Genomic DNA, 18329 nt, shown 5'->3' with positions numbered 1-18329 from the left:
CCTTCGCCGTGGGGCAGCATCGTCACCTCGAAGCCGTCGTGACGGCCGCCTGGTGGCCGATCGGCCGCCCGGCCCGCGCCGGGTAGCCGCTGTCCGCGGCTTTGCCGCAGTCGCGCGCGCCGGACGCGGCGGCAACGCCCAAGGGCCAGCGCCGCCCGGGCGTCGCAGGCAGTGCGCCGTGCGAGGTGCGCGGCTGGCCGGCATGGCGGACATCCGCGCTAGACTTCGCGACCCGGGCCGCCATGACGGCCCGGCGTCGTTATGGATAGCCGGAAATCGCTGATGCTTTCAATCGAAGAACGAATTGCCAACGACATCGCCGCGAAGCCGCACCAGGTGCGCGCGGCGGTGGAACTGCTGGACGGCGGCGCCACGGTGCCGTTCATCGCCCGCTACCGCAAGGAAGTGACCGGTGGGCTGGATGACACGCAGCTGCGCCTGCTGGAAGAGCGGCTGGGCTACCTGCGCGAACTGGAGGATCGCCGCGCGACGATCATCGCCAGCATCAACGAACAGGGCAAGATGACGGATGCGCTGCATGCCGACCTGATCGCCGCCGATTCCAAGGCGCGGCTGGAAGACCTCTACCTGCCCTACAAGCCCAAGCGCCGCACGCGGGCGCAGATCGCCCGCGAAGCCGGACTGGAACCCCTGGCGCTGGCGCTGCTGGAAGATCCGACCCGCGTACCGCAGGACGAAGCGGTCGCCTACATCGATGCCGATCGTGGCGTCGCCGACGCCAAGGCTGCGCTGGATGGTGCGCGTGCCATCCTCATGGAGCGCTTCGGCGAGGATGCGGCGCTGGTCGGACAGTTGCGCGACTGGCTCTGGCAGCAGGGCCAGCTTCGAGCCAGCGTCGTCACCGGCAAGGAAGCCGAAGGGGCCAAGTACAGCGACTACTTCGCGCACATCGAGCCGATCGCGGGCGTGCCTTCGCACCGCATGCTGGCCATGCTGCGTGCCCGCAACGAAGGCATCATCGACCTGGAACTGGTGCCGATGCCGACCGGGGCGCCGAAGGTGATCGCCGAGGACGCGCTGGCCGACACGATTGCCGCCGGACAGGCCGAGGCGGCCGCGAAGGTGGCCGTGCACGCCGGCATCGCCGACCGCGGCCGCGCCGCCGACCGCTGGCTGCTGGACACCGCGCGCCTCACCTGGGTCGCCAAGCTGCATGTTCATCTGGGCATCGACCTGATCGGGCAGGCGCGCGAAGCCGCGGAGGAACAGGCGATCCATGTTTTCGGCACCAACCTCAAGGACCTGCTGCTGGCGGCGCCGGCCGGACCGAAGGCGGTTCTCGGCCTGGACCCCGGTATCCGCACCGGCTGCAAGCTCGCCGTGGTCGATGCCACCGGCAAGGTGCTCGACACCGGCGTGATCTATCCGCACGAGCCGCGCCGCGAATGGGACAGCTCGATCGCGACGCTGGCCGAACTGTGCCGGCGCCACCAGGTGGCGCTGATCGCCATCGGCAACGGGACGGCCTCGCGTGAAACCGACCGTCTCGCCGCCGACGTCATCCGTCGCCATCCCGAACTGGGACTGGCGAAGATCGTCGTCAGCGAGGCCGGCGCCTCGGTGTATTCGGCGTCGGAAACCGCCGCCCGGGAATTCCCCGATCTCGACGTGTCGCTGCGCGGCGCCGTCTCGATCGCGCGCCGCCTGCAGGATCCGCTGGCGGAACTGGTGAAGATCGATCCGAAATCCATCGGCGTCGGCCAGTACCAGCACGACGTCAACCAGGTGAAGCTGGCCCGTGCGCTGGACGCGCGCGTCGAGGACTGCGTGAACGCCGTCGGCGTCGACGTCAACACCGCTTCGGCACCGCTGCTGGCGCGTGTCGCCGGCCTGTCGGCTTCGGTCGCCGAGAACGTCGTCCGTCATCGCGAAGGCCATGGCGCCTTCCGCAGCCGCCGCGAGCTGCTCAAGGTCCCGCGCCTGGGCGACAAGGCCTTCGAGCAGTGCGCCGGATTCCTGCGCATCGCCGATGGCGACAATCCGCTGGACGCGTCCTGCGTGCACCCGGAAGCGTATCCGGTGGTCGAGCGCATCGTGGCCGATACCGGCCGCGACGTGAAGCAGCTGATCGGCGACGGCCCCTTCCTGCGCGCGCTCGATCCTTCGCGCTTCACCGACGAACGCTTCGGCCTGCCGACGGTGCGCGACATCCTGCGCGAGCTGGAAAAGCCCGGCCGCGATCCGCGCCCGGAATTCCGCACCGCCAACTTCGCCGAGGGTGTCGAGGACATCAAGGACCTGCAGGTCGGCATGATCCTCGAAGGCGTGGTCAGCAACGTCGCGGCCTTCGGTGCCTTCGTCGATCTCGGCGTGCACCAGGATGGCCTGGTGCATGTGTCGGCCTTGTCGCACAGGTTCGTCAAGGATCCACGTGACGTCGTCAAGGCGGGCGATATCGTCAATGTGAAGGTCATGGAAGTGGATCTTGGCCGCAAGCGCATCGCCCTCAGCATGCGCCTCGATGACGAACCGGGCCAGCAGCCGGCGCGCGCCGCCGGCGGCGGCGACTCGCGCCGCGACCATGGACGAGGCGGTCGCCGCGATGATCGCGCCAACCCGGGCCGGGCGCAGTCACCGGCTTCGCCGCTCGGCAACGCCCTGGCCGACGCCCTGGCACGCGCCCGTCGCAACTGACGCCCGATCCTCAAGCTTCGCCACGCATCACAGCATGGCAATGCGTGTTGCTGCGGTTGGTAGCGGCGGGGAATGTGATCGGGGTGCCTTCCGTGGCTTTTTCCGTGCGCAGTCCGTGGCGCACGGGTTACTTTCTCTTGCTTGTCCAAGAGAAAGTAACCAAAGAGAAGGACACCCCAGCCGGCCTGCCGCCCGGGCCTCCTGCCCGTGCGGTTCGCGTGCGGCGGTCGGGCCTGCGCGGCGCGCCATCCCTGGCGCGTCGCTCCGGTCGGCCGCATCCCTGCGGCCGCTCGCGCCTGTGGCGCGACATTTCCGCCCGCCACCCGCCAGGCCGGATGGGGCCCTGCAGAGGCGCGGGCATCCTGCCCGCTTCTTGCCTGGCCGACGCAGGTTTTCGTGTGTACGTGCGCAGGTTTGCAGCGCATCGCACCGGTCTTCCACCGGTGGTCTCAATGCGTTGGCCCCGGCAAGGCGAGCATTGCGCCGCTCACTTGCGTCAGCCGCCATGGTCATTGATCCGACAGGGGGGGGCGGTCATCGCTGCCATGGTGTCTACGCGTATCCCTCAATGGCGGTGCTGCCGGTGCGCGCGCGGCAGATCGTCCCGCGCTGCGTCGGCGCGCGGTGTTCCGCGGCGGACCGGCTCGCCAATGCCAGGCACGTCGCTGACCTTGCGCGCCTGCTCGCCGGCCGGATGCGTGTACCAGCCCGGATCGCGGTAATCGCCGGCCGCGAGGTCGTCGCGTACCTTGATGACGGTGAACATGCCGCCCATTTCGATGTTTCCGAACGGCCCCTTGCCGGCCATCATCGCCAGCGTATTGTCCGGTCCGCGCATGTGGCCGCTGTCGGTGTGGCCCTGGTGGTCGGCCATGCCGGTTTCGCCCATCGCCATATAGCCGGGCAGGATGCGGCGGATGCGATCCTCGATGCCGGCCTGGTCGACGCCCAGCGTGTTCGGTATCCCGTGGCCCATGGGGCCCATGACGTGGTGCGACATGTGGCAGTGGAAGGCCCAGTCGCCCGGCACGGCGGTGAATTCCAGGTCGCGCATCTGGCCGACGCCGACGATCTCGGTGACTTCCCTGCGCCACTGCGCGCGCGGCAGGCGTCCGCCGTCACCGCCGGTGACGTCGAACTGCACGCCATGCATGTGGATGGGGTGGTTCCACATCGACAGGTTGCCGATGCGCACGCGCACACGCTCGCCGCTGCGCGCGACCAGTGGCTCGATGGCGGGGAACACCTTGGAGTTGAAGGTCCACAGGTCGAAGTCGGTCATCACCGACGGATCGGGTCGCGAGGTACCCGGGTGCAGGGCCCAGTTGTGCAGCAGGATGGCGTAGTCGCGGTCGATGCGCCGCGGTTCGCCGGCACGCGGATGGATGATGAACAGGCCCATCATGCCCATCGCCATCTGCACCATCTCGTCGGCATGCGGGTGGTACATGTGCGTGCCGTGCTGGCGCATGGTGAATTCGTAGACCCAGGTTTCACCCGGCCTGATGTGCGGCTGCGTCAGGCCGCCGACGCCATCCATGCCGCTGGGAATCAGCAGGCCGTGCCAGTGGATGGTGGTGTGCTCGGGCAGGTGGTTGGTGACGAAGATGCGCACGCGGTCGCCCTCGACGACCTCGATGGTCGGGCCGGGCGTGGTGCCGTTGTAGCCCCAGCAGACGGCGCGCGTGCCGGGCGCGAATTCATGCTCGATTTCCTCGGCGACGAGGTGGAATTCCTTGACGCCGTCGTTCATGCGGTAAGGCAGCGTCCAGCCATTCGGCGTGCGTACCGGCGTGTAGGCGAAGCGGCGGTCGCGTGGCGGATCGTGGGCGATGCCGATGCCGGGGCGGGTTTCCGGTTGCGGACGGGCGATGGCCGGGGCCAGCGCGGCGGCGCCGGCGCCGAGCAGCAGGGCGCGTCGGGTCAGGTTCATGGCGTCGGCCTCAATGGTGGTGATGGGGGTCGTGGTCGCCGGGCGGGCCGAGCAGGTCGTCCAGCGCCGGTGCTTCGCCGCTGGGCGTGTCGTCCCCAGGCAGCACGCCGCCGGCGACGCGCGCCAGTTCGACGCGATGCAGCCAGTAATCGCGGATCGCCTCGATGTAGGCCTGGTAGGCGTCGTATTCCTGCTGCCGCGCCTGGATCAGTTCGAAGACGCCGATCAGCATGAAGTTGTAGCGCTCCTGTTCGCGCGCGACGATGGCTTCGCGCTGCGGGATCAGGGCATCGCGGAAGGTGGCGATGATCGCGCGCTGGGTCGCCAGTCGCTCCAGCCCGCTGCGCACTTCCCGCTGCAGCTGCAGCTGCAGCAGCGCAACGCGCTCGCGTGCCATGTCGCGCAGGGCAGTGGCGCGCGTGCGTTGCGCCTGTCCCTGCTGGAACAGGGGCAGTTGCAGCGACAGGTGCGGTCCACTCCTGCGTTCGCCGTCCTCGCGCTCGCGTTCGAAGCCGAACTCGATCCCGCCCAGCCAGGCCAGGCTGCGGGCGAGGCTGGCGGCCGACTGGTCGGCGGCCAGCAGGGCGTTCGCCGCGGCCAGGTCGTGGCGCTGTTGTCCTGCTTGCGACAGCACCGTGTCAAGGTCCGGGTCGGCCAGCGGTGGCAGCGGCAGGCGCGCCGGCGTGCGCCAGGCGTTGCTGCGTCCGGCCAGCCCGAGGCGTTCGGCCAGCGCCATGCGCGTGGCGAAGCGTTCGCTGCGCGCACGCGCCGCCTCGGTCCGCGCCAGGCTCGCGGCCGCCTGCTCGCGCGCCAGTTGCAGCGCGCTGATATTGCCGGCGGCGTGGAATCGCGCGGCCAGTTCCGCGGACAGCGCCGCGGCCTCCGCGACGGCTTCCCGCAGTTCGGCGACCTGCACCGCGGCGACATGGCGGATCCAGTCGGTGCGCGTGGCGGCGGCTTCGTCGACCAATGCCTGCGCAGTCTGCGCCAGCGCCGCCTGCCAGCGCTGCCGGCCGATCCGGCTGCGCGCCGGCAGGGTCACAAGGTCGCCCAGCAGCAGCCCGATGCCGAGGGTGGTGGTGCCGTCGCTGCCGCCCATGCGTCCGGCCGACAGCGTCAGGTTGCGCAGGCGGCCGGATTCGAAGAGATCGGCGCTGGCCAGGCCCAGTTCCGCCAGCAGCAGGCGGATGCGCGGGCTTTCCCGCCAGGCCAGGGCGACCGCGGCCTCGGGATCGAGCGGCCCGGACAAGGCGGCGCGCAGGTCGGTGGATCCGCTGCTTCCGGACTGGAGCGGTGGCGTCCGTCCGGCAAGCAGCGCATCAAGCTGGTCGCGGCCGCCGTTCCGGGGCAGCGTGGAGCAGGCAGCCAGCAGGCAGAGCGCGATGCACGCAAGCCCGCCGCGGCCGGATCTGAAGGTCGATGTCATGGCAGTGTCGCAGGCACCGTTTCCGGTGCTCCGGTTGTCCAGCACGGTGCCGGTCGGCCGGGCTGCGCGACAGTGCCGCGGGTGCGGCGCTGTCCTGCAGTCGGCGTGTCCAGGCGCGGGCGTCCGCCGCGGTGCGGCGGCAGGGCGCGACAGAGAATGGTACGGATGGACCTGATGCGCCAGCTTCGCGGGCAGGCGGGCTCAGGAATGCGTACGGGCCGCGCGCGTGCGGCTCAGAAAATGGGCGGCCTCAGGGCAGCGCCATAGGGGTCGGTGGACACCGGAACGGCTACGGGCGGGTACGGCGTCGCTGACCGGTTGGATGCCAGATGCGCCGGCCCGATGGCCATGCCCTTGCCGATCGGCGGCGGGCAGGGGCAGTTGCCGTCGGCGCAGCAGCCGTGCGGATTGCCGGGTGCCTGGCGCGAAGGGGCCTTGCCACCGTCGTTCACTGCCGGGACGGTCGGACCGTCGTCGTGGTGGTCGCAGTCGCCGTTGCTATCGTCGCCGGCACGCGCCGGGCCTTCCGGTGAGGCGTCGCGGTCGGAACCGCTGCCGCCTTCGATGCCCGCGTAATTCACGTTGTCGAGATTGTCGGGCAGCGGACCTTGCGCCCAGACGCTGCCGGAAATCGGCAGGCTGAGTGCCAACATGAACGTGATGGCGAGGCGGGCTGGCAGCATGGCGGCAGACTGCTCCCGCTTCGGCCTGTTTTCAAGTGCCATTTGTCCCGTTTCCGTCCTCATCCTGCAGATTTTGCAAGTGCGTCTGGACGGATTTGCGCAAGCCTGTCCACGGGCTGCCTGTGTCCGGATCGCGGGTCCGTACGGGTGGGCATGCACTACCATTCGCCGTCTGCCTGCGACTGGCCGGACGGGGCCGGCGCGTCGCCACCTTACTCCCATCCGAAACAAGGTAGTCACCTTATGACCTTCAAGCGAATGAGCGAAATCGATCTGGCCGGCAAGCGCGTGCTGATCCGCGAGGACCTGAACGTGCCGCTGTCGCCGGAAGGCGGGATCACCGCCACGCAGCGCCTGGAAGCGGCACTGCCGACGCTGCGCGCGGCCCGCGATGCCGGAGCGCGCGTGCTGGTCATGTCGCACCTGGGCCGTCCGGCCGAGGGCGTCTTCGATCCGGCCTACAGCCTGGCACCGGTCGCCCGGTGGCTGGGTGAAGCCCTGCAGGCCGAGGTGCCGCTGGTGACCGACTGGCTCGACGGGGTCGAGGTCGAGCCGGGCCAGGTCGTGTTGTTGGAGAACGTCCGTTTCAACAAGGGTGAGGGCAAGGACGACGAGACGCTGGCCCGCCGCATGGCGGCGCTGTGCGATGTCTTCGTCATGGATGCCTTCGGCACGGCGCATCGTGCGCAGGCGTCGACGCATGGCGTGGCGAAGTACGCGCCGGTCGCCGTTGCCGGCCCGCTGCTCGCGGCCGAGCTGGATGCGCTGGCGAAGGCATTGACGGACCCGAAGCCGCCGGTGCTGGCAATCGTCGCCGGCTCCAAGGTGTCGACCAAGCTGGAGCTGCTGGAAACGCTGGTGCAGAAGGTCGACATGCTGATCGTCGGTGGCGGCATCGCCAACACCTTCCTTGCCGCGTCCGGCTTCCTGGTCGGCAAGTCGCTGTACGAACCGGACCTCATCCCGGCGGCGAAGAAGATCCTCGCACTGGCGGCCGAGCGCGGCACCGAGATTCCCATTCCCAGCGATGTCGTCGTCGCCGACGAGTTCAAGGCCGACGCACGCGCGACGGTGAAGTCGGCCAAGGCCATCGGCGCCGATGAAATGGTGCTCGACATCGGTCCGGAAACGGCCCTGCGCTACGGCGAGCTGATCAAGCGTGCCGGCACCGTGGTCTGGAACGGGCCGGTCGGCGTATTCGAGTTCGATGCCTTCGGCAAGGGCACCGAAGCGATGGCGCGCGCGATCGCCGCCAGCGATGCCTTCTCCATCGCCGGTGGTGGCGACACCGTCGCCGCCGTCGAGAAGTACGGCATCGAGTCGAAACTGTCCTACATCTCGACCGGGGGTGGCGCCTTCCTCGAATTCCTCGAAGGCAAGACGCTGCCGGCGGTGGCGATCCTGGAGGAACGCGCGGCCGGCTGAGGCCATCGCGCGGGTTGCCTGTTGGCGGTTTCAGCCCGGTGGCAGGCGACCGCGTTCGCGCGGCGCCGGGTTGAGCGTCGCCAGGTCGAGGTCGCCTTTGAGCCAGGCGATCGCCGCCGATACCAGCGCATGCCGCGAATCCAGGCCAAGCTTGGCCTTGATGTTCTCGCGATGCGCTTCCACCGTCTTCACGCTGATGCCCAGCCGCCCGGCCATGGCGCGGTTGCTGTCGCCGTGGCCGATGCGCTCGAACACCGCGCACTCGCGCGCCGACAGCGCGGGCTTCGGGCGACGCAGCCGCCGCCGGGCCGGGCAGTGGTTGCAGTCGGGCGAGGCGGGCGCCTTGCGCTCGCAGTCGTACAGCGTCAGCAGCGCCGCGGCGATCTCCGATTCCGGCGAGGCCAGGTGGAAGGTGGTGCAGGTATGGGGCTGCAGGCGCTCGGCATCGATGCAGGCGTAGCGACGATGGGACAACAGCAGCACGCGCGGCATGTTCGCCGTGGGCATGCTGCGGGCCGGCATGTCATCGAGCAGCCGCATGTCGAGGACGAGCACATCCGGATGCGAGCGCGCCAGCAGGCCGGGCACGGCGCGCAGGCTGCGTGCGCCGCCCGCGAACCTCAGTTGCGGCTGTTCGTTGATGAGTTGGACCAGGCCACGCTCGACCAGCGCGGAGTCGGTGGCGACGGCGACGGTGCCACGCGAGGCGGCGCTGCCGGGTTTCATGACGGACGGCGGCGTACTGGCCTGTCCATGTGAAATGTGGTGTTGCTCACGCGCCATGATTGATCCAGCCCCAGTCGGGGCTATCGAATACCGCTTCAGCCGTGCGGAGAATAGGGAATCTCCCTATACCGGCCGTAGCAGCCGCGATTGTCGGCCATGTCGCTTCCGGGCGCGCGTGCCGGTCTTCGCGCGCCTGGCGCGGCGCGCGACGAACGCTGGCCGCCTGACGGCGAATCGTTGTGAACGACTGTGACTTTAGGGAATCTCCCGATGGTTCGCCCACGCGCACCCCAAGTATCGTCCAGCCATCGCACCCCGCTTCGGCTCGGTTCCAGGCGCGGGTGTCAATGGGGTCGAACAGGCAAGGAAGGACGGTGTTCCAGCTTCAGGGAGTTGAAGTCCGTCGGGGCAACGGCATGGTCGCACGCGATGTCTGCATGCGGGGCGACCATCCGGGCATCCTGCTGGTTGTCGGCGCGGGAGGCGCCGGCAAATCCAGTCTGCTGATGGCGCTGGCACGCCCGGCGGATGCGGACACGCGCGTGGCCTGCGGCTACGCCTGTCTTGGCGGTGCCGACCTGGCTTCGGGAAAGGTCCGGACGGTGTGGTTGCCGCAGCACGCGCGACTCGACCCGGCGGCCGTCGTCGCGGTGCAGATGCAGGAATGCCACGGCGTGTCCCCGGACGTCACCGCGACGTGGATCCGTGAGGCGGGCGGCAATCCCGCCGACATCGGACTCCCCGCCGGCAGGCTGTCACCCGGTCTGTCGCGGCTGTTGCGTCGCCTGGCGGCGATGGCGCAGCCGGGTGACCTGTATCTGCTCGACGAGCCGACCGCCGACCTGGACGAGGCCCATGTCGAACGGCTGCGCCAGCGCGTGCGCGAACTGTCGGCGCGCGCGACGGTGGTGATGGTGACGCACAACCGTCGCGACTGCCTGGCCCTGGGCGGCCACACCGCCCTGCTCGCCGGTGGCCGCATCCAGGAATGCGCGCCGACCGCGACCTTTTTCTCCACGCCGGCGACGACGGCCGGCCGCCACTACGTGCAGACCGGCTACTGCAACCTGTCACCGCCGCGCGAAAGGAGCGGCGCCGGAGCCGACGGCCTGTGGTGGGTGGAGCGCGGCCTGCTGTGCGGCATGAGCCGGCCCGGCCTGGTGAACGATCCGGACCAGCAGTGCCGACACCTCGGCGACGCTGGCGTGCGCACGCTGGTGTGCATGGAGGAACGGCGTGTCTATCCGCTGGAGCCGCTCAAGCGCAGCGGCCTGGCCTTCCATCACGTTCCCGTTCGCGACATGGCGGCACCGACCTTCGACCAGGGGGTGGCCCTGTGCCGCTTCGCCGAAGGCCAGCTGCGCCAGAACCGCGGGCTCGCCGTGCATTGCCGCGGCGGACTCGGACGCACCGGCACGGCGCTGGCCGCGATCCTCGCGTGGATGGGCGACAGCGCCGATCGCGCGATCGCGCGCGTGCGCGCGGCACGGGCGGGTGCCATCCAGAGTCCGGTGCAACTGCAGTTCGTCCACGACTTCGCCAGCCGGATCATCGGCTGGCAATGACCCATCGATAGCGGAGGCCAACATCAATGTCGCTCGACAAGGTACTGGGCGCAGCCCAGGCGGAAATCCCCGAATGCGTGGCCGCCGGCTACGTGGACATGGTCAGCGGCCTGCTGCTCGGCATCCGTACGGTGGACTCGCACCCATCCGAAGTGCTGGATCTGGTGGCAGCCGCCACCGGCGACCTGTTCCAGGGCCGCAACGTGGTCGAGATCGAAAAGCTGTTCGACCGCTCGCGTGGCATCGAGGGCCGTGCCGGGCATTACTTCAACGAGATCGTGGTGTTCAGCACCAACCTGCTGCACATCTTCATCCGTTCGCGGAAGAATCCCGACCATGCCGCCGTGTTCGTCACCCGCGCGTCGGCGAACATCGGCATGGTGCTGGTGCGATCGCGGGCATCGATGGCGGCGGCGGAAGCGGCGGTCTGATGCCATGAACGCGCAAGCGCACGGATGCGGCACTTGTTGAACGGGATTGACATGCGCCTGGCCTGCCACCAGTTCCTGGCCACCGATGTCGAAGCACTGCGCTCGCTGCTGCGCCTGCTGGAGTCCTATCTCCGCAACCGCTGGGAAGTGGTCGAACGGATCGACCGCGACATCGACCTGGTCCTCGTCAACCTCGACCACCCGGCGCCGGCACCGTTGCCGGATGGCCTGAACCGCATCGACTGCGCGGCCAGGCCGCGCCTGCGCCATCGCGCCTGCATCCACCGTCCGCTGCGCGCGTCCGAGATCCTCACGGTGCTCAATGATGCAGTGAGCGCCGAAGCGCGACCCGTTTGCGCCGCCGTGTCCGCGCCCACAGGCAGGCATCGCCTCGCGGCGTGGCCGCTGCAGCTGGACGGCTGGCACGACGATGCCCTGCGGATCCTGGCGACGCTGACCTCGCGGGCGGCGACGCAGGCGGAGATCGTCGCCGCGACCGGCGTCGCGCCCGCCCGTGTCGATGTCGTCCTTTCGCGGCTGCGCGACCAGGGCCTGCTTGAACTCGCCACGCAGCGTGTTCCACCGGCGCCGCGCATCGTCCACGGCAACGTGGTGCCCGGCCGATGGCGCGCGCTGGCCACCCGTGTCGGCCGCCTTCTGGGATTGCCGGCATGAACGCCTGTCACAAGCTGGTCTTCATCGGCGAACCCGGTGCAGGCAAGACGACCTGCATCGCCGCGCTGAGCGACATTGCGCCGGTGACGACCGATGTCGGCTGCACCGACGACCTGGCCCGCCGCAAGGCATCGACCACGGTGGCCCTGGACTATGGCGAGATGGATCTCGGTGAGCAGGGCATGCTGCGGCTCTACGGCCTGCCGGGCCAGGAACGTTTCCGCTTCATGTTCGACGTGGTGCGCGACGGCGCCATGGGCCTGGTCGTGCTGGTCGATGCCGCCTCCGCGCAAGGACTGGATGGGTTGGCGGGCACGCTCGCCACCTATGCCGATGAACTGCGCCAGCGGCCGTTCGTGCTCTGCCTCAACAAGCATCCGGATCCGCCGATGGCGTTCCGCGAACGCTGCATGGCGATGCTTCGCGACCAGGGCCTGGTCGCACCGCTGCTGGTGATCGACGCACGCTCCAGGTCCGACCTGGCACAGGTGTTCCGGATGCTGTGCCTGCTGCTCGATCACGGCGACTATCCGGTCCTCGACGGCGAGCGGGGTGGGGCATGAACCGCTGGCCGGACCCGGATCACGCGCTTCAGGCGCTGGCGCGCATCGTCAGTGGCTGCGAAGGCGTACAGATCGCCATGCTGGCATCGCGCGACGGCCGACCCTTCGTGTGGCGCAGTGCGGTTGCCGGCGACAGCGGCAAGCTGGCCGCCATGACCAGTTCGCTGACTGCGCTGGGGCGCACGGTGCTGCGCGAGTTGAACGCCGGCGAGCTGGACCACCTGCTGGTAGAAGGCCAGGACGGCAAGCTGGTGCTGGTCGGCGTGCCCGGCCTGGACGGGTTGCTGGTCCTGGCCGTACTGGCCGAGCGGCGAGCGCGGCTGGGCCTGGTGCTGGGACACGCCAGGATGTGCGTGCGCGCACTGGCGCCGGGCGCCTGAGCAGGGTCTGTGGTTGCAGCGGCGACAGCGATGGGCGCCGTGGACAGGCGGACATGGCGCGGCCCACCGGCGTTCGACTGCCCCGGTCCGGCACGGCCGACGACGCGCCGGCAACGCCGGTTGAATCGCGCGTGGCGAGCATCGCTGTGCCGCCAGGCCGCGGCGTTACCATGGCGCATGTGCTCGCCGCCGCCCACCGTGCTGCAACTCGAACTCTCCACGCTTGACCGCGATGGTTTCGCGTTCATTCCCGGTGCGCGCACGTCCGCGCTGCTGGCCGGCTTCGGCGCCCTGACGGACTGGGCGGATTTCGCCGACAGCTGGAACGACCTGCATCTGGACAGCTACATGGCCGACGGAGGTCGCTATCGTCGGCGTCGCCACGCGGTGTTCCGGCTGGAACGCGATGGCAAACCGGTGCGCCAGCCGCACCAGCCGCACTGGCAGGACCGCGACTACAACCCGCTCAACGGCGGCATCGCGCGCTGGTTCGAACCGGTGACGGCGGCCATCGGTGCCAGCGACAGCCTGGCGACGATCCTGCGCTGCGGCCACGACTGGTTCGGCCGCCTGCGCCCGGACGTGCCGTCATGGAAAGTGGAAGTGCACCAGTTCCGCATCGAGGCGGCGGGTGACCGCCCCGGCCAGCCGACGCCGGAAGGCATGCACCGCGACGGCGTGGACTACGTGATGGTGCTGATGATCCGCAGGCAGAACATCGCGCGTGGCACGACCTCCATCCACGACCTGTCCGGACACGAACTGGGCTGCTTCACACTGGCGCAGCCCTTCGACGCCGCGCTGGTCGATGATGCGCGGGTCATGCATGGCGTCACCGCAGTCGAGGCGCTGGATGTCGCTGCGCCCGCATTCCGCGACGTGCTGGTGGTGACCTTCAAGGGACAGGGCGTGGCGGACGCCATCGCCTGAGACGCGCCGTCCGGCGCGCCTGATACCGCAATGCAGACGGCCCGCCGGAACAGGCGGGCCGCCGCAGTGTCAGCCGGGTGATCCGGGATCAGCGCGGCAATTGGCGCACGGTCGGGATCTGTGACAACACGTCGGTGAGCTCGCGCTTCGCGTTCTCGCGCTCGCTGGCGCCCGTGTTGACCATCACCAGTGCGGTCATCGGACGGACCAGCAGGTTCTTGATGATGGTGCAGGCCTGGGCGTTCTCGGTCGGGGGCAGCAGCTTGTCGTTGTGGTAGCCGGCCTCGACGTCAGCCGGCGTCATCTCGCGCCAGGTGAAGCGCAGCTCGGTGGCCGCCTTCAGGTAGTCGGCGCAATGGGGATGCACTTCCACGAAGCGCGGCACCAGCACATCGAAGATGCCGGTGAGCTCCGTCAGCGGATATTCGATCTCCTCGGCGGTGGCGCCCCGGTCGATGGCTTCGATCACCTGGTTGCCGACGATTTCGTAGCGGGTGATCTCGCCCTGGTAGTCCTCGCCATCGAACATGATCGACGGCCTGGCGGCAGCGGCGGGTGCCGCGGGGGCAACGGCGGGTGGCGCGCTGGCGGCGGCGCTGCCGTCGGCAGTGGTCGAGGCGTTGTCCTTGCAGCCGGCCAGTGCGAGGGCGAGGGCAATGAGGTAGGTGGTATGACGCATGAAGCTCCCTTCTTGTTCGAGTTGTGGGAACAGTTTCCCTGATGCACCGGCCGCCTTCCAGGGTGGCCGGTGGTTGGGAGGACGCAGAAAGCGCGGGCAATACGACAGCGCGTCGGGAATCAGCGCGCCGGACCGCCGTGGCGATCGCGCCAGCCATCGAGGAGGCCACGATCCAGCAGCCCGGCCTTGCGCTCCAGCAGGCGGCCGTCGCGACCGATGAGCACGGTGTAGGGCAGCACGTTGCGGCTGTTGCCCAGCTGCATCGACGAGCCGTCGAGCGCACGGCCGCCGATCAGCACCGGATAACCGACGGGATGGTCGCGCAGGAAGGCGAGCGCGGCTTCCGCATCATCCTCGGCGACGCCGACCACGGTGATGCCCTGCTGCGCGTGTTCCTTTGCCCAGGCATCGAGCATCGGCATTTCCTCGATGCACGGCGGACACCAGCTCGCCCAGTAGTTCACCACCAGCAGGTCGCCATGCCAGCGCGCAAAGGTGTGCGGCCGGCCCTGGGGATCGTGCAGCACGCCGTCGGGGACCTTGTCGCCAAGCGCCACCTGGGAAATGCCCGGCGGTGGCGGCGGATTGTCATAGTACCGGCTGCTGAGCAGGAAGCCGGCCGTGCCGCCGGCGGCGGCGAAGAGCAGGATCAGCAGCGGCGGCAGGAAGCGCTTCATCGCGTACCCGCCAGTGCTGCTTCGACGATGCCGAAGGTCAGCACGGTCGGCAGCTTGCGGCCGGGGCCCTGGCTGCCGCCGCCGAAGACCACGTACAGCGGCACGCCGACCGAACCATAGTCACGCAGGAAGGCGCTGATCTCCGGGTCGACATTGGTCCAGTCGCCGACCATGGCGACGGCGCCGCTGCGTTCCAGCAGTTCGTTGAACCGGTCGGTGTGCAGCACGAGCTTCTCGTTCGCCTTGCAGGTGACGCACCAGTCCGCCGTCATGTCGACGAACACGGTGCGCCCTTCCGCACGCAGGCTCGCCAGCCGTTCCGCCGAATATGGCACCCAGCCGGTCTGCGTGCCCGCCACCTGCGCCGGTGGCGGCGCCCGATGCACCAACAGCAGCGGCGCCAGGGCCAGGAGCGCAACCAGCACGGGCAGCAGCCGGCGCAGCACGCCCTCGCGGTAACGGCCGCGTTCCCACCACCACAGCGCCAGCGCCAGCACGGTGGCACCGGCCAGCACCGCGGCCACGGCGTCGATGCCGCGCTGCTTGCCCAGGATCCACAACAGCCAGATCGCCGTCAGGTACATCGGGAAGGCGAGGAACTGCTTGAGTGTTTCCATCCACGCGCCCGGACGCGGCAGTCGCGACGCCAGCGCCGGCACCATGCCGACCAGCAGGAACGGCAGCGCCAGGCCCAGGCCAAGCGCAAGGAAGATCAGCAGCGCCAGCAGCGACGAGGAGGCGAAGGCATAGGCCAGCGCCGAGCCCATGAAAGGAATCGTGCAGGGGCTGGCGACCACGACCGCGAGGACGCCGGTGAAGAAATCACCAGCCGGCCCGCCGCGCGAGGCCAGCGACTGGCCGGCGCCGGTGAGGCCGACACCGATGTTGTAAACGCCGGACATGGACAGGCCCAGCGCGAACATCACGTAGGCGAGCAGGGCGACGACCACCGGCTGCTGCAGCTGGAAGCCCCAACCCAGCGCCAGGCCGACGGCGCGCAGGGCGACCACGGCGAGACCGACCGCGGCGAAGGTCGTCATCACGCCAGCGGTGTACCAGAGCGCGTGGCTGCGCGCCTTGGCGACGCTTTCTCCGCTGCGTGCCAGACCCAGCACCTTCAGCGACAGGATCGGCAGCACGCAGGGCATCAGGTTCAGCAACACGCCGCCGGTCAGCGCCAGCAGCAGCGCGCCGATGAAACCCAGTGAGGAAGCCGGTTCTTCGCCGGTCGCGGCGACAGTGGCGCCGGTGCCGGCCACGGGTCCGGTTTCCTCGCGCTCCTGCAGCACGCTGGTGACATACGGATCGCGGGCGATGGCCGCCTGCGCCGCCGCGATCTGCCCGGCGTCGGCGGCCGGCATGTCGATCGTGACCTGGCGCGTCATCGGTGGATAGCAGATGCCGTCCAGCTGGCAGCCCTGGAAGCTCGCCGTCAGCCGTAGCGGCGCCGGCGTGCCGGCCTGTGGCGGCGCCACCGTGATCGGCACTTCGACCAGATCGAAATACACCGGAACAGTGCCGAAATGGTCGTCGGTGTGTTGTCGCGGCGTCGGCCAGCCCGGCGCCGCCAGCTGCCAGTGCCCGCCATCCCCTTCGACGCTGAAATTGGTGCCGTTGCGGTAGAGGTAGTAGTTCTTCGGCATCGTGAAGCGCGCCAGCACTTCGGTCGGCGACCAGGCGATGGCTTCGAAGACGAAGGCCTGTTCTTCCGGCAGTGGCGGTTCGCGGTCGGCCGGCAGCGGATCCTGCAACGGCGGCTGGCTGCCGCCGGGGCCGATCAGCGGCGCGCGATCGGACGCGCCCGATGTCGGCAGCGACGGCGCGGTCAATGCGCGCGCCAGCGGGTTGTCGGCGACCTTCCCGTCGCCCGCCGGCGACGCCGCGGCGAGCGTGGACGGGCGGGCCACCGTGACGGTCGCGCGGTGCGGCGGATAGCAGATGCCGACATCGGCACAGCCCTGGTAGCGGACCTCGAACCGCGCATCGCGCGCCGAGGCCGGCCAGGACGCAATGCGCGCCGTTGCGGACAGCTCGCCGCGATAGGTTTCCACCTCGCCGAAGAACTCGTCGTTGTGGCGGGCGCCTTCGGGCAGGACCGGCTCATCGAGGACGACGTCGGCGGTCACCGCCTTGACCGCGATACGGTGCCGGTACAGGTAATAACCGTCGGCGATGCGCCAGTGCAGGCGCAGGTCGGTCGCATCGGCCTGCGCGGTCAGCGCGAAGGCCTCGTCGATGGGCAGCAGGTCGTCCTCGTTCAACGAGGCGACGACCGGGAAGGCCGCGAACAGGGCGGCGAGCAGGCAGGCGGGACGGATCATCCGGGCATTATCGTCGAGAGGAAGGCGGCACCATGAACGATGCCGGCCGTGGCCCTGGTGGACAACGGAATCAGCGCAAGGTTTCCGCGGCCAGCCAGGCCAGGTAGGCGGGCAGGCCATCGGAGACCGGCAGGGCGATGAGTTCCGGTGTGTCGTAGGGATGCAGCGCGGGCAGCCGTTCCTTCAGGCGCGGCCAGCATTCACGGGTGGTCTTGATCAGCAGCAGCACTTCCGGTTCCTCGTGGACCTCGCCCTGCCAGCGGTACACCGAGGCGGTCATCGGCAGCCTGCTGACGCAGGCCGCCAGGCCTTCGCCGACCAGCGCGCGTGCCAGCGAGGCCGCGCAGGCCTCGTCGGGGCAGGTGGCCAGGCAGAGCAGGGCGGGTGTCGTTTCCATGCCACGAGCATAGCCGATGGTTTTTTCGCGCCCGGCCCTTGAACGGCCGCCCACCGCCCCAACCTTGCAGCCAGCGGCGAGGCTTGTCCGGTCCGGGTGAATCCGTAAAATTGGCACTCACCCGGGCAGAGTGCTGACAGCCTCGCCCGAATCCAAGTGAAATCAACCATTTGCGTATAGGGTAAGCACATGAATCTGCGTCCTTTGCACGACCGCGTGATCATCAAGCGCCTCGAGGCTGAAACCATGTCGGCGGGTGGCATCGTCATTCCTGACAACGCTGCCGAGAAGCCGATCCGTGGCGAAGTCCTCGCCGTCGGCAACGGCAAGATCCTGGAGAACGGCGAGAAGCGTCCGCTGGACATCAAGGCCGGCGACAAGGTTCTGTTCGGCAAGTACAGCGGCACCGAGGTCAAGGTCGACGGCCAGGAACTGCTGGTCATGCGCGAAGAAGACGTGATGGCGGTCATCGAGGGATAAGCGGCGCCAGCTCGCCCGGGCGGCGTTGCTGCGTCGCGTCGCAAATCCCCGTCAGGCTGATGCCTGACCCGGATTGTGCCGCGCCGCGCGCCTTGCCCGGCCATCGCTGGCTCGCTTCTCCTCCCGCTTCGATCCACCACAGATATTGAGAGAACACGAAAATGGCAGCCAAAGAAGTCCGTTTCTCCGAAGACGCCCGCGCCCGCATCCTGGCCGGCGTCAACATCCTGGCCGATGCGGTCAAGGTCACCCTGGGCCCGAAGGGCCGCAATGTCGTGCTCGAGAAGAGCTTCGGCGCCCCGACCATCACCAAGGACGGCGTCTCCGTCGCCAAGGAAATCGAACTGAAGGACAAGTTCGAGAACATGGGCGCGCAGATGGTC

Annotated in this window: 18 protein-coding genes; 10 read left to right on the top strand and 8 right to left on the bottom strand. The window is 69.2% G+C overall.

The window, feature by feature from the left end:
• Positions 1 to 282 precede the first annotated feature (282 nt).
• Positions 283 to 2655 carry a Tex family protein gene (locus EDC25_RS07935; protein WP_132577390.1) on the top strand — a complete coding sequence of 791 codons (2373 nt, stop codon included), beginning with the start codon at positions 283 to 285 and terminating at the stop codon, positions 2653 to 2655.
• A gap of 565 nt (positions 2656 to 3220) precedes the next feature.
• Here EDC25_RS07935 and EDC25_RS07930 read toward each other — a convergent pair.
• The 3 genes from EDC25_RS07930 to EDC25_RS07920 form a co-directional block, all read right to left on the bottom strand.
• A complete protein-coding gene (locus EDC25_RS07930; RefSeq protein ID WP_205984985.1) occupies positions 3221 to 4588 on the bottom strand; it encodes a multicopper oxidase family protein in 1368 nt (455 codons plus the stop codon).
• Positions 4589 to 4598: 10 nt separating this feature from the next.
• The gene (locus EDC25_RS07925) at positions 4599 to 6014 is read right to left on the bottom strand and encodes a TolC family protein (RefSeq protein WP_132577389.1); all 1416 of its coding nucleotides are present in this window, start codon (positions 6012 to 6014) and stop codon (positions 4599 to 4601) included.
• Between the two features lie 233 nt (positions 6015 to 6247).
• Positions 6248 to 6697, bottom strand: a complete 450-nt coding sequence (locus EDC25_RS07920; RefSeq protein WP_132577388.1) for a hypothetical protein — start codon at positions 6695 to 6697, stop codon at positions 6248 to 6250.
• Positions 6698 to 6940: 243 nt separating this feature from the next.
• On the opposite strand from EDC25_RS07920, the gene EDC25_RS07915 reads away from it, so the two are divergent.
• Positions 6941 to 8122 carry a phosphoglycerate kinase gene (locus tag EDC25_RS07915; protein ID WP_123522306.1) on the top strand — a complete coding sequence of 394 codons (1182 nt, stop codon included), beginning with the start codon at positions 6941 to 6943 and terminating at the stop codon, positions 8120 to 8122.
• 30 nt (positions 8123 to 8152) lie between these two features.
• On the opposite strand, the gene EDC25_RS07910 is transcribed toward EDC25_RS07915, so the two are convergent.
• Positions 8153 to 8905: a response regulator transcription factor gene (locus EDC25_RS07910; protein ID WP_123522305.1), complete on the bottom strand. Its 753-nt coding sequence runs from the start codon at positions 8903 to 8905 to the stop codon at positions 8153 to 8155.
• A gap of 317 nt (positions 8906 to 9222) precedes the next feature.
• On the opposite strand from EDC25_RS07910, the gene EDC25_RS07905 reads away from it, so the two are divergent.
• From EDC25_RS07905 to EDC25_RS07880, 6 genes are all read left to right on the top strand, one after another.
• Entirely contained in the window at positions 9223 to 10413 is a 1191-nt protein-coding gene (locus tag EDC25_RS07905) for a phosphatase domain-containing putative toxin (protein WP_164484064.1), read from the top strand.
• A gap of 26 nt (positions 10414 to 10439) precedes the next feature.
• On the top strand, positions 10440 to 10844 hold the full coding sequence (locus EDC25_RS07900) for a hypothetical protein (protein WP_123522303.1): 405 nt from the start codon (positions 10440 to 10442) through the stop codon (positions 10842 to 10844).
• A gap of 33 nt (positions 10845 to 10877) precedes the next feature.
• Positions 10878 to 11519, top strand: a complete 642-nt coding sequence (locus EDC25_RS07895) for a hypothetical protein (RefSeq protein ID WP_132577387.1) — start codon at positions 10878 to 10880, stop codon at positions 11517 to 11519.
• A complete protein-coding gene (locus EDC25_RS07890; RefSeq protein WP_164484063.1) occupies positions 11516 to 12082 on the top strand; it encodes a GTP-binding protein in 567 nt (188 codons plus the stop codon). Before EDC25_RS07895 ends, EDC25_RS07890 begins: the two co-directional genes overlap by 4 nt.
• The gene (locus tag EDC25_RS07885; protein WP_123522300.1) at positions 12079 to 12462 is read left to right on the top strand and encodes a roadblock/LC7 domain-containing protein; all 384 of its coding nucleotides are present in this window, start codon (positions 12079 to 12081) and stop codon (positions 12460 to 12462) included. The genes EDC25_RS07890 and EDC25_RS07885 overlap by 4 nt, the downstream gene beginning before the upstream one ends.
• A gap of 177 nt (positions 12463 to 12639) precedes the next feature.
• The gene (locus tag EDC25_RS07880; RefSeq protein WP_123522299.1) at positions 12640 to 13392 is read left to right on the top strand and encodes a 2OG-Fe dioxygenase family protein; all 753 of its coding nucleotides are present in this window, start codon (positions 12640 to 12642) and stop codon (positions 13390 to 13392) included.
• Positions 13393 to 13480: 88 nt separating this feature from the next.
• On the opposite strand, the gene EDC25_RS07875 is transcribed toward EDC25_RS07880, so the two are convergent.
• From EDC25_RS07875 to cutA, 4 genes are all read right to left on the bottom strand, one after another.
• Positions 13481 to 14071 (bottom strand): hypothetical protein, encoded by a 591-nt coding sequence (locus EDC25_RS07875; RefSeq protein ID WP_123522298.1) that lies wholly within the window; start codon positions 14069 to 14071, stop codon positions 13481 to 13483.
• Between the two features lie 119 nt (positions 14072 to 14190).
• Positions 14191 to 14748, bottom strand: coding sequence for a TlpA family protein disulfide reductase (locus EDC25_RS07870; RefSeq protein ID WP_123522297.1), 558 nt, complete (start codon positions 14746 to 14748; stop codon positions 14191 to 14193).
• Positions 14745 to 17069 (bottom strand): protein-disulfide reductase DsbD family protein, encoded by a 2325-nt coding sequence (locus EDC25_RS07865; protein WP_123522296.1) that lies wholly within the window; start codon positions 17067 to 17069, stop codon positions 14745 to 14747. Before EDC25_RS07865 ends, EDC25_RS07870 begins: the two co-directional genes overlap by 4 nt.
• 70 nt (positions 17070 to 17139) lie before the next feature.
• Positions 17140 to 17466, bottom strand: coding sequence for a divalent-cation tolerance protein CutA (gene cutA, locus EDC25_RS07860; RefSeq protein ID WP_123522295.1), 327 nt, complete (start codon positions 17464 to 17466; stop codon positions 17140 to 17142).
• Positions 17467 to 17655: 189 nt separating this feature from the next.
• Here cutA and groES point away from each other — a divergent pair, with 189 nt between their 5' ends.
• Together groES and EDC25_RS07850 are read left to right on the top strand one after the other, a co-directional pair.
• Positions 17656 to 17946 carry a co-chaperone GroES gene (gene groES / locus EDC25_RS07855; protein WP_123522294.1) on the top strand — a complete coding sequence of 97 codons (291 nt, stop codon included), beginning with the start codon at positions 17656 to 17658 and terminating at the stop codon, positions 17944 to 17946.
• 161 nt (positions 17947 to 18107) lie between these two features.
• Positions 18108 to 18329 (top strand): TCP-1/cpn60 chaperonin family protein (locus EDC25_RS07850; RefSeq protein WP_279432524.1); only part of this gene is annotated, 222 nt, incomplete at its 3' end.

The organism is Pseudofulvimonas gallinarii (assembly GCF_004343305.1).
In the GTDB taxonomy this organism is placed as follows: domain Bacteria; phylum Pseudomonadota; class Gammaproteobacteria; order Xanthomonadales; family UBA2363; genus Pseudofulvimonas; species Pseudofulvimonas gallinarii.
This window is presented reverse-complemented; position numbering and strand designations above follow the sequence as displayed.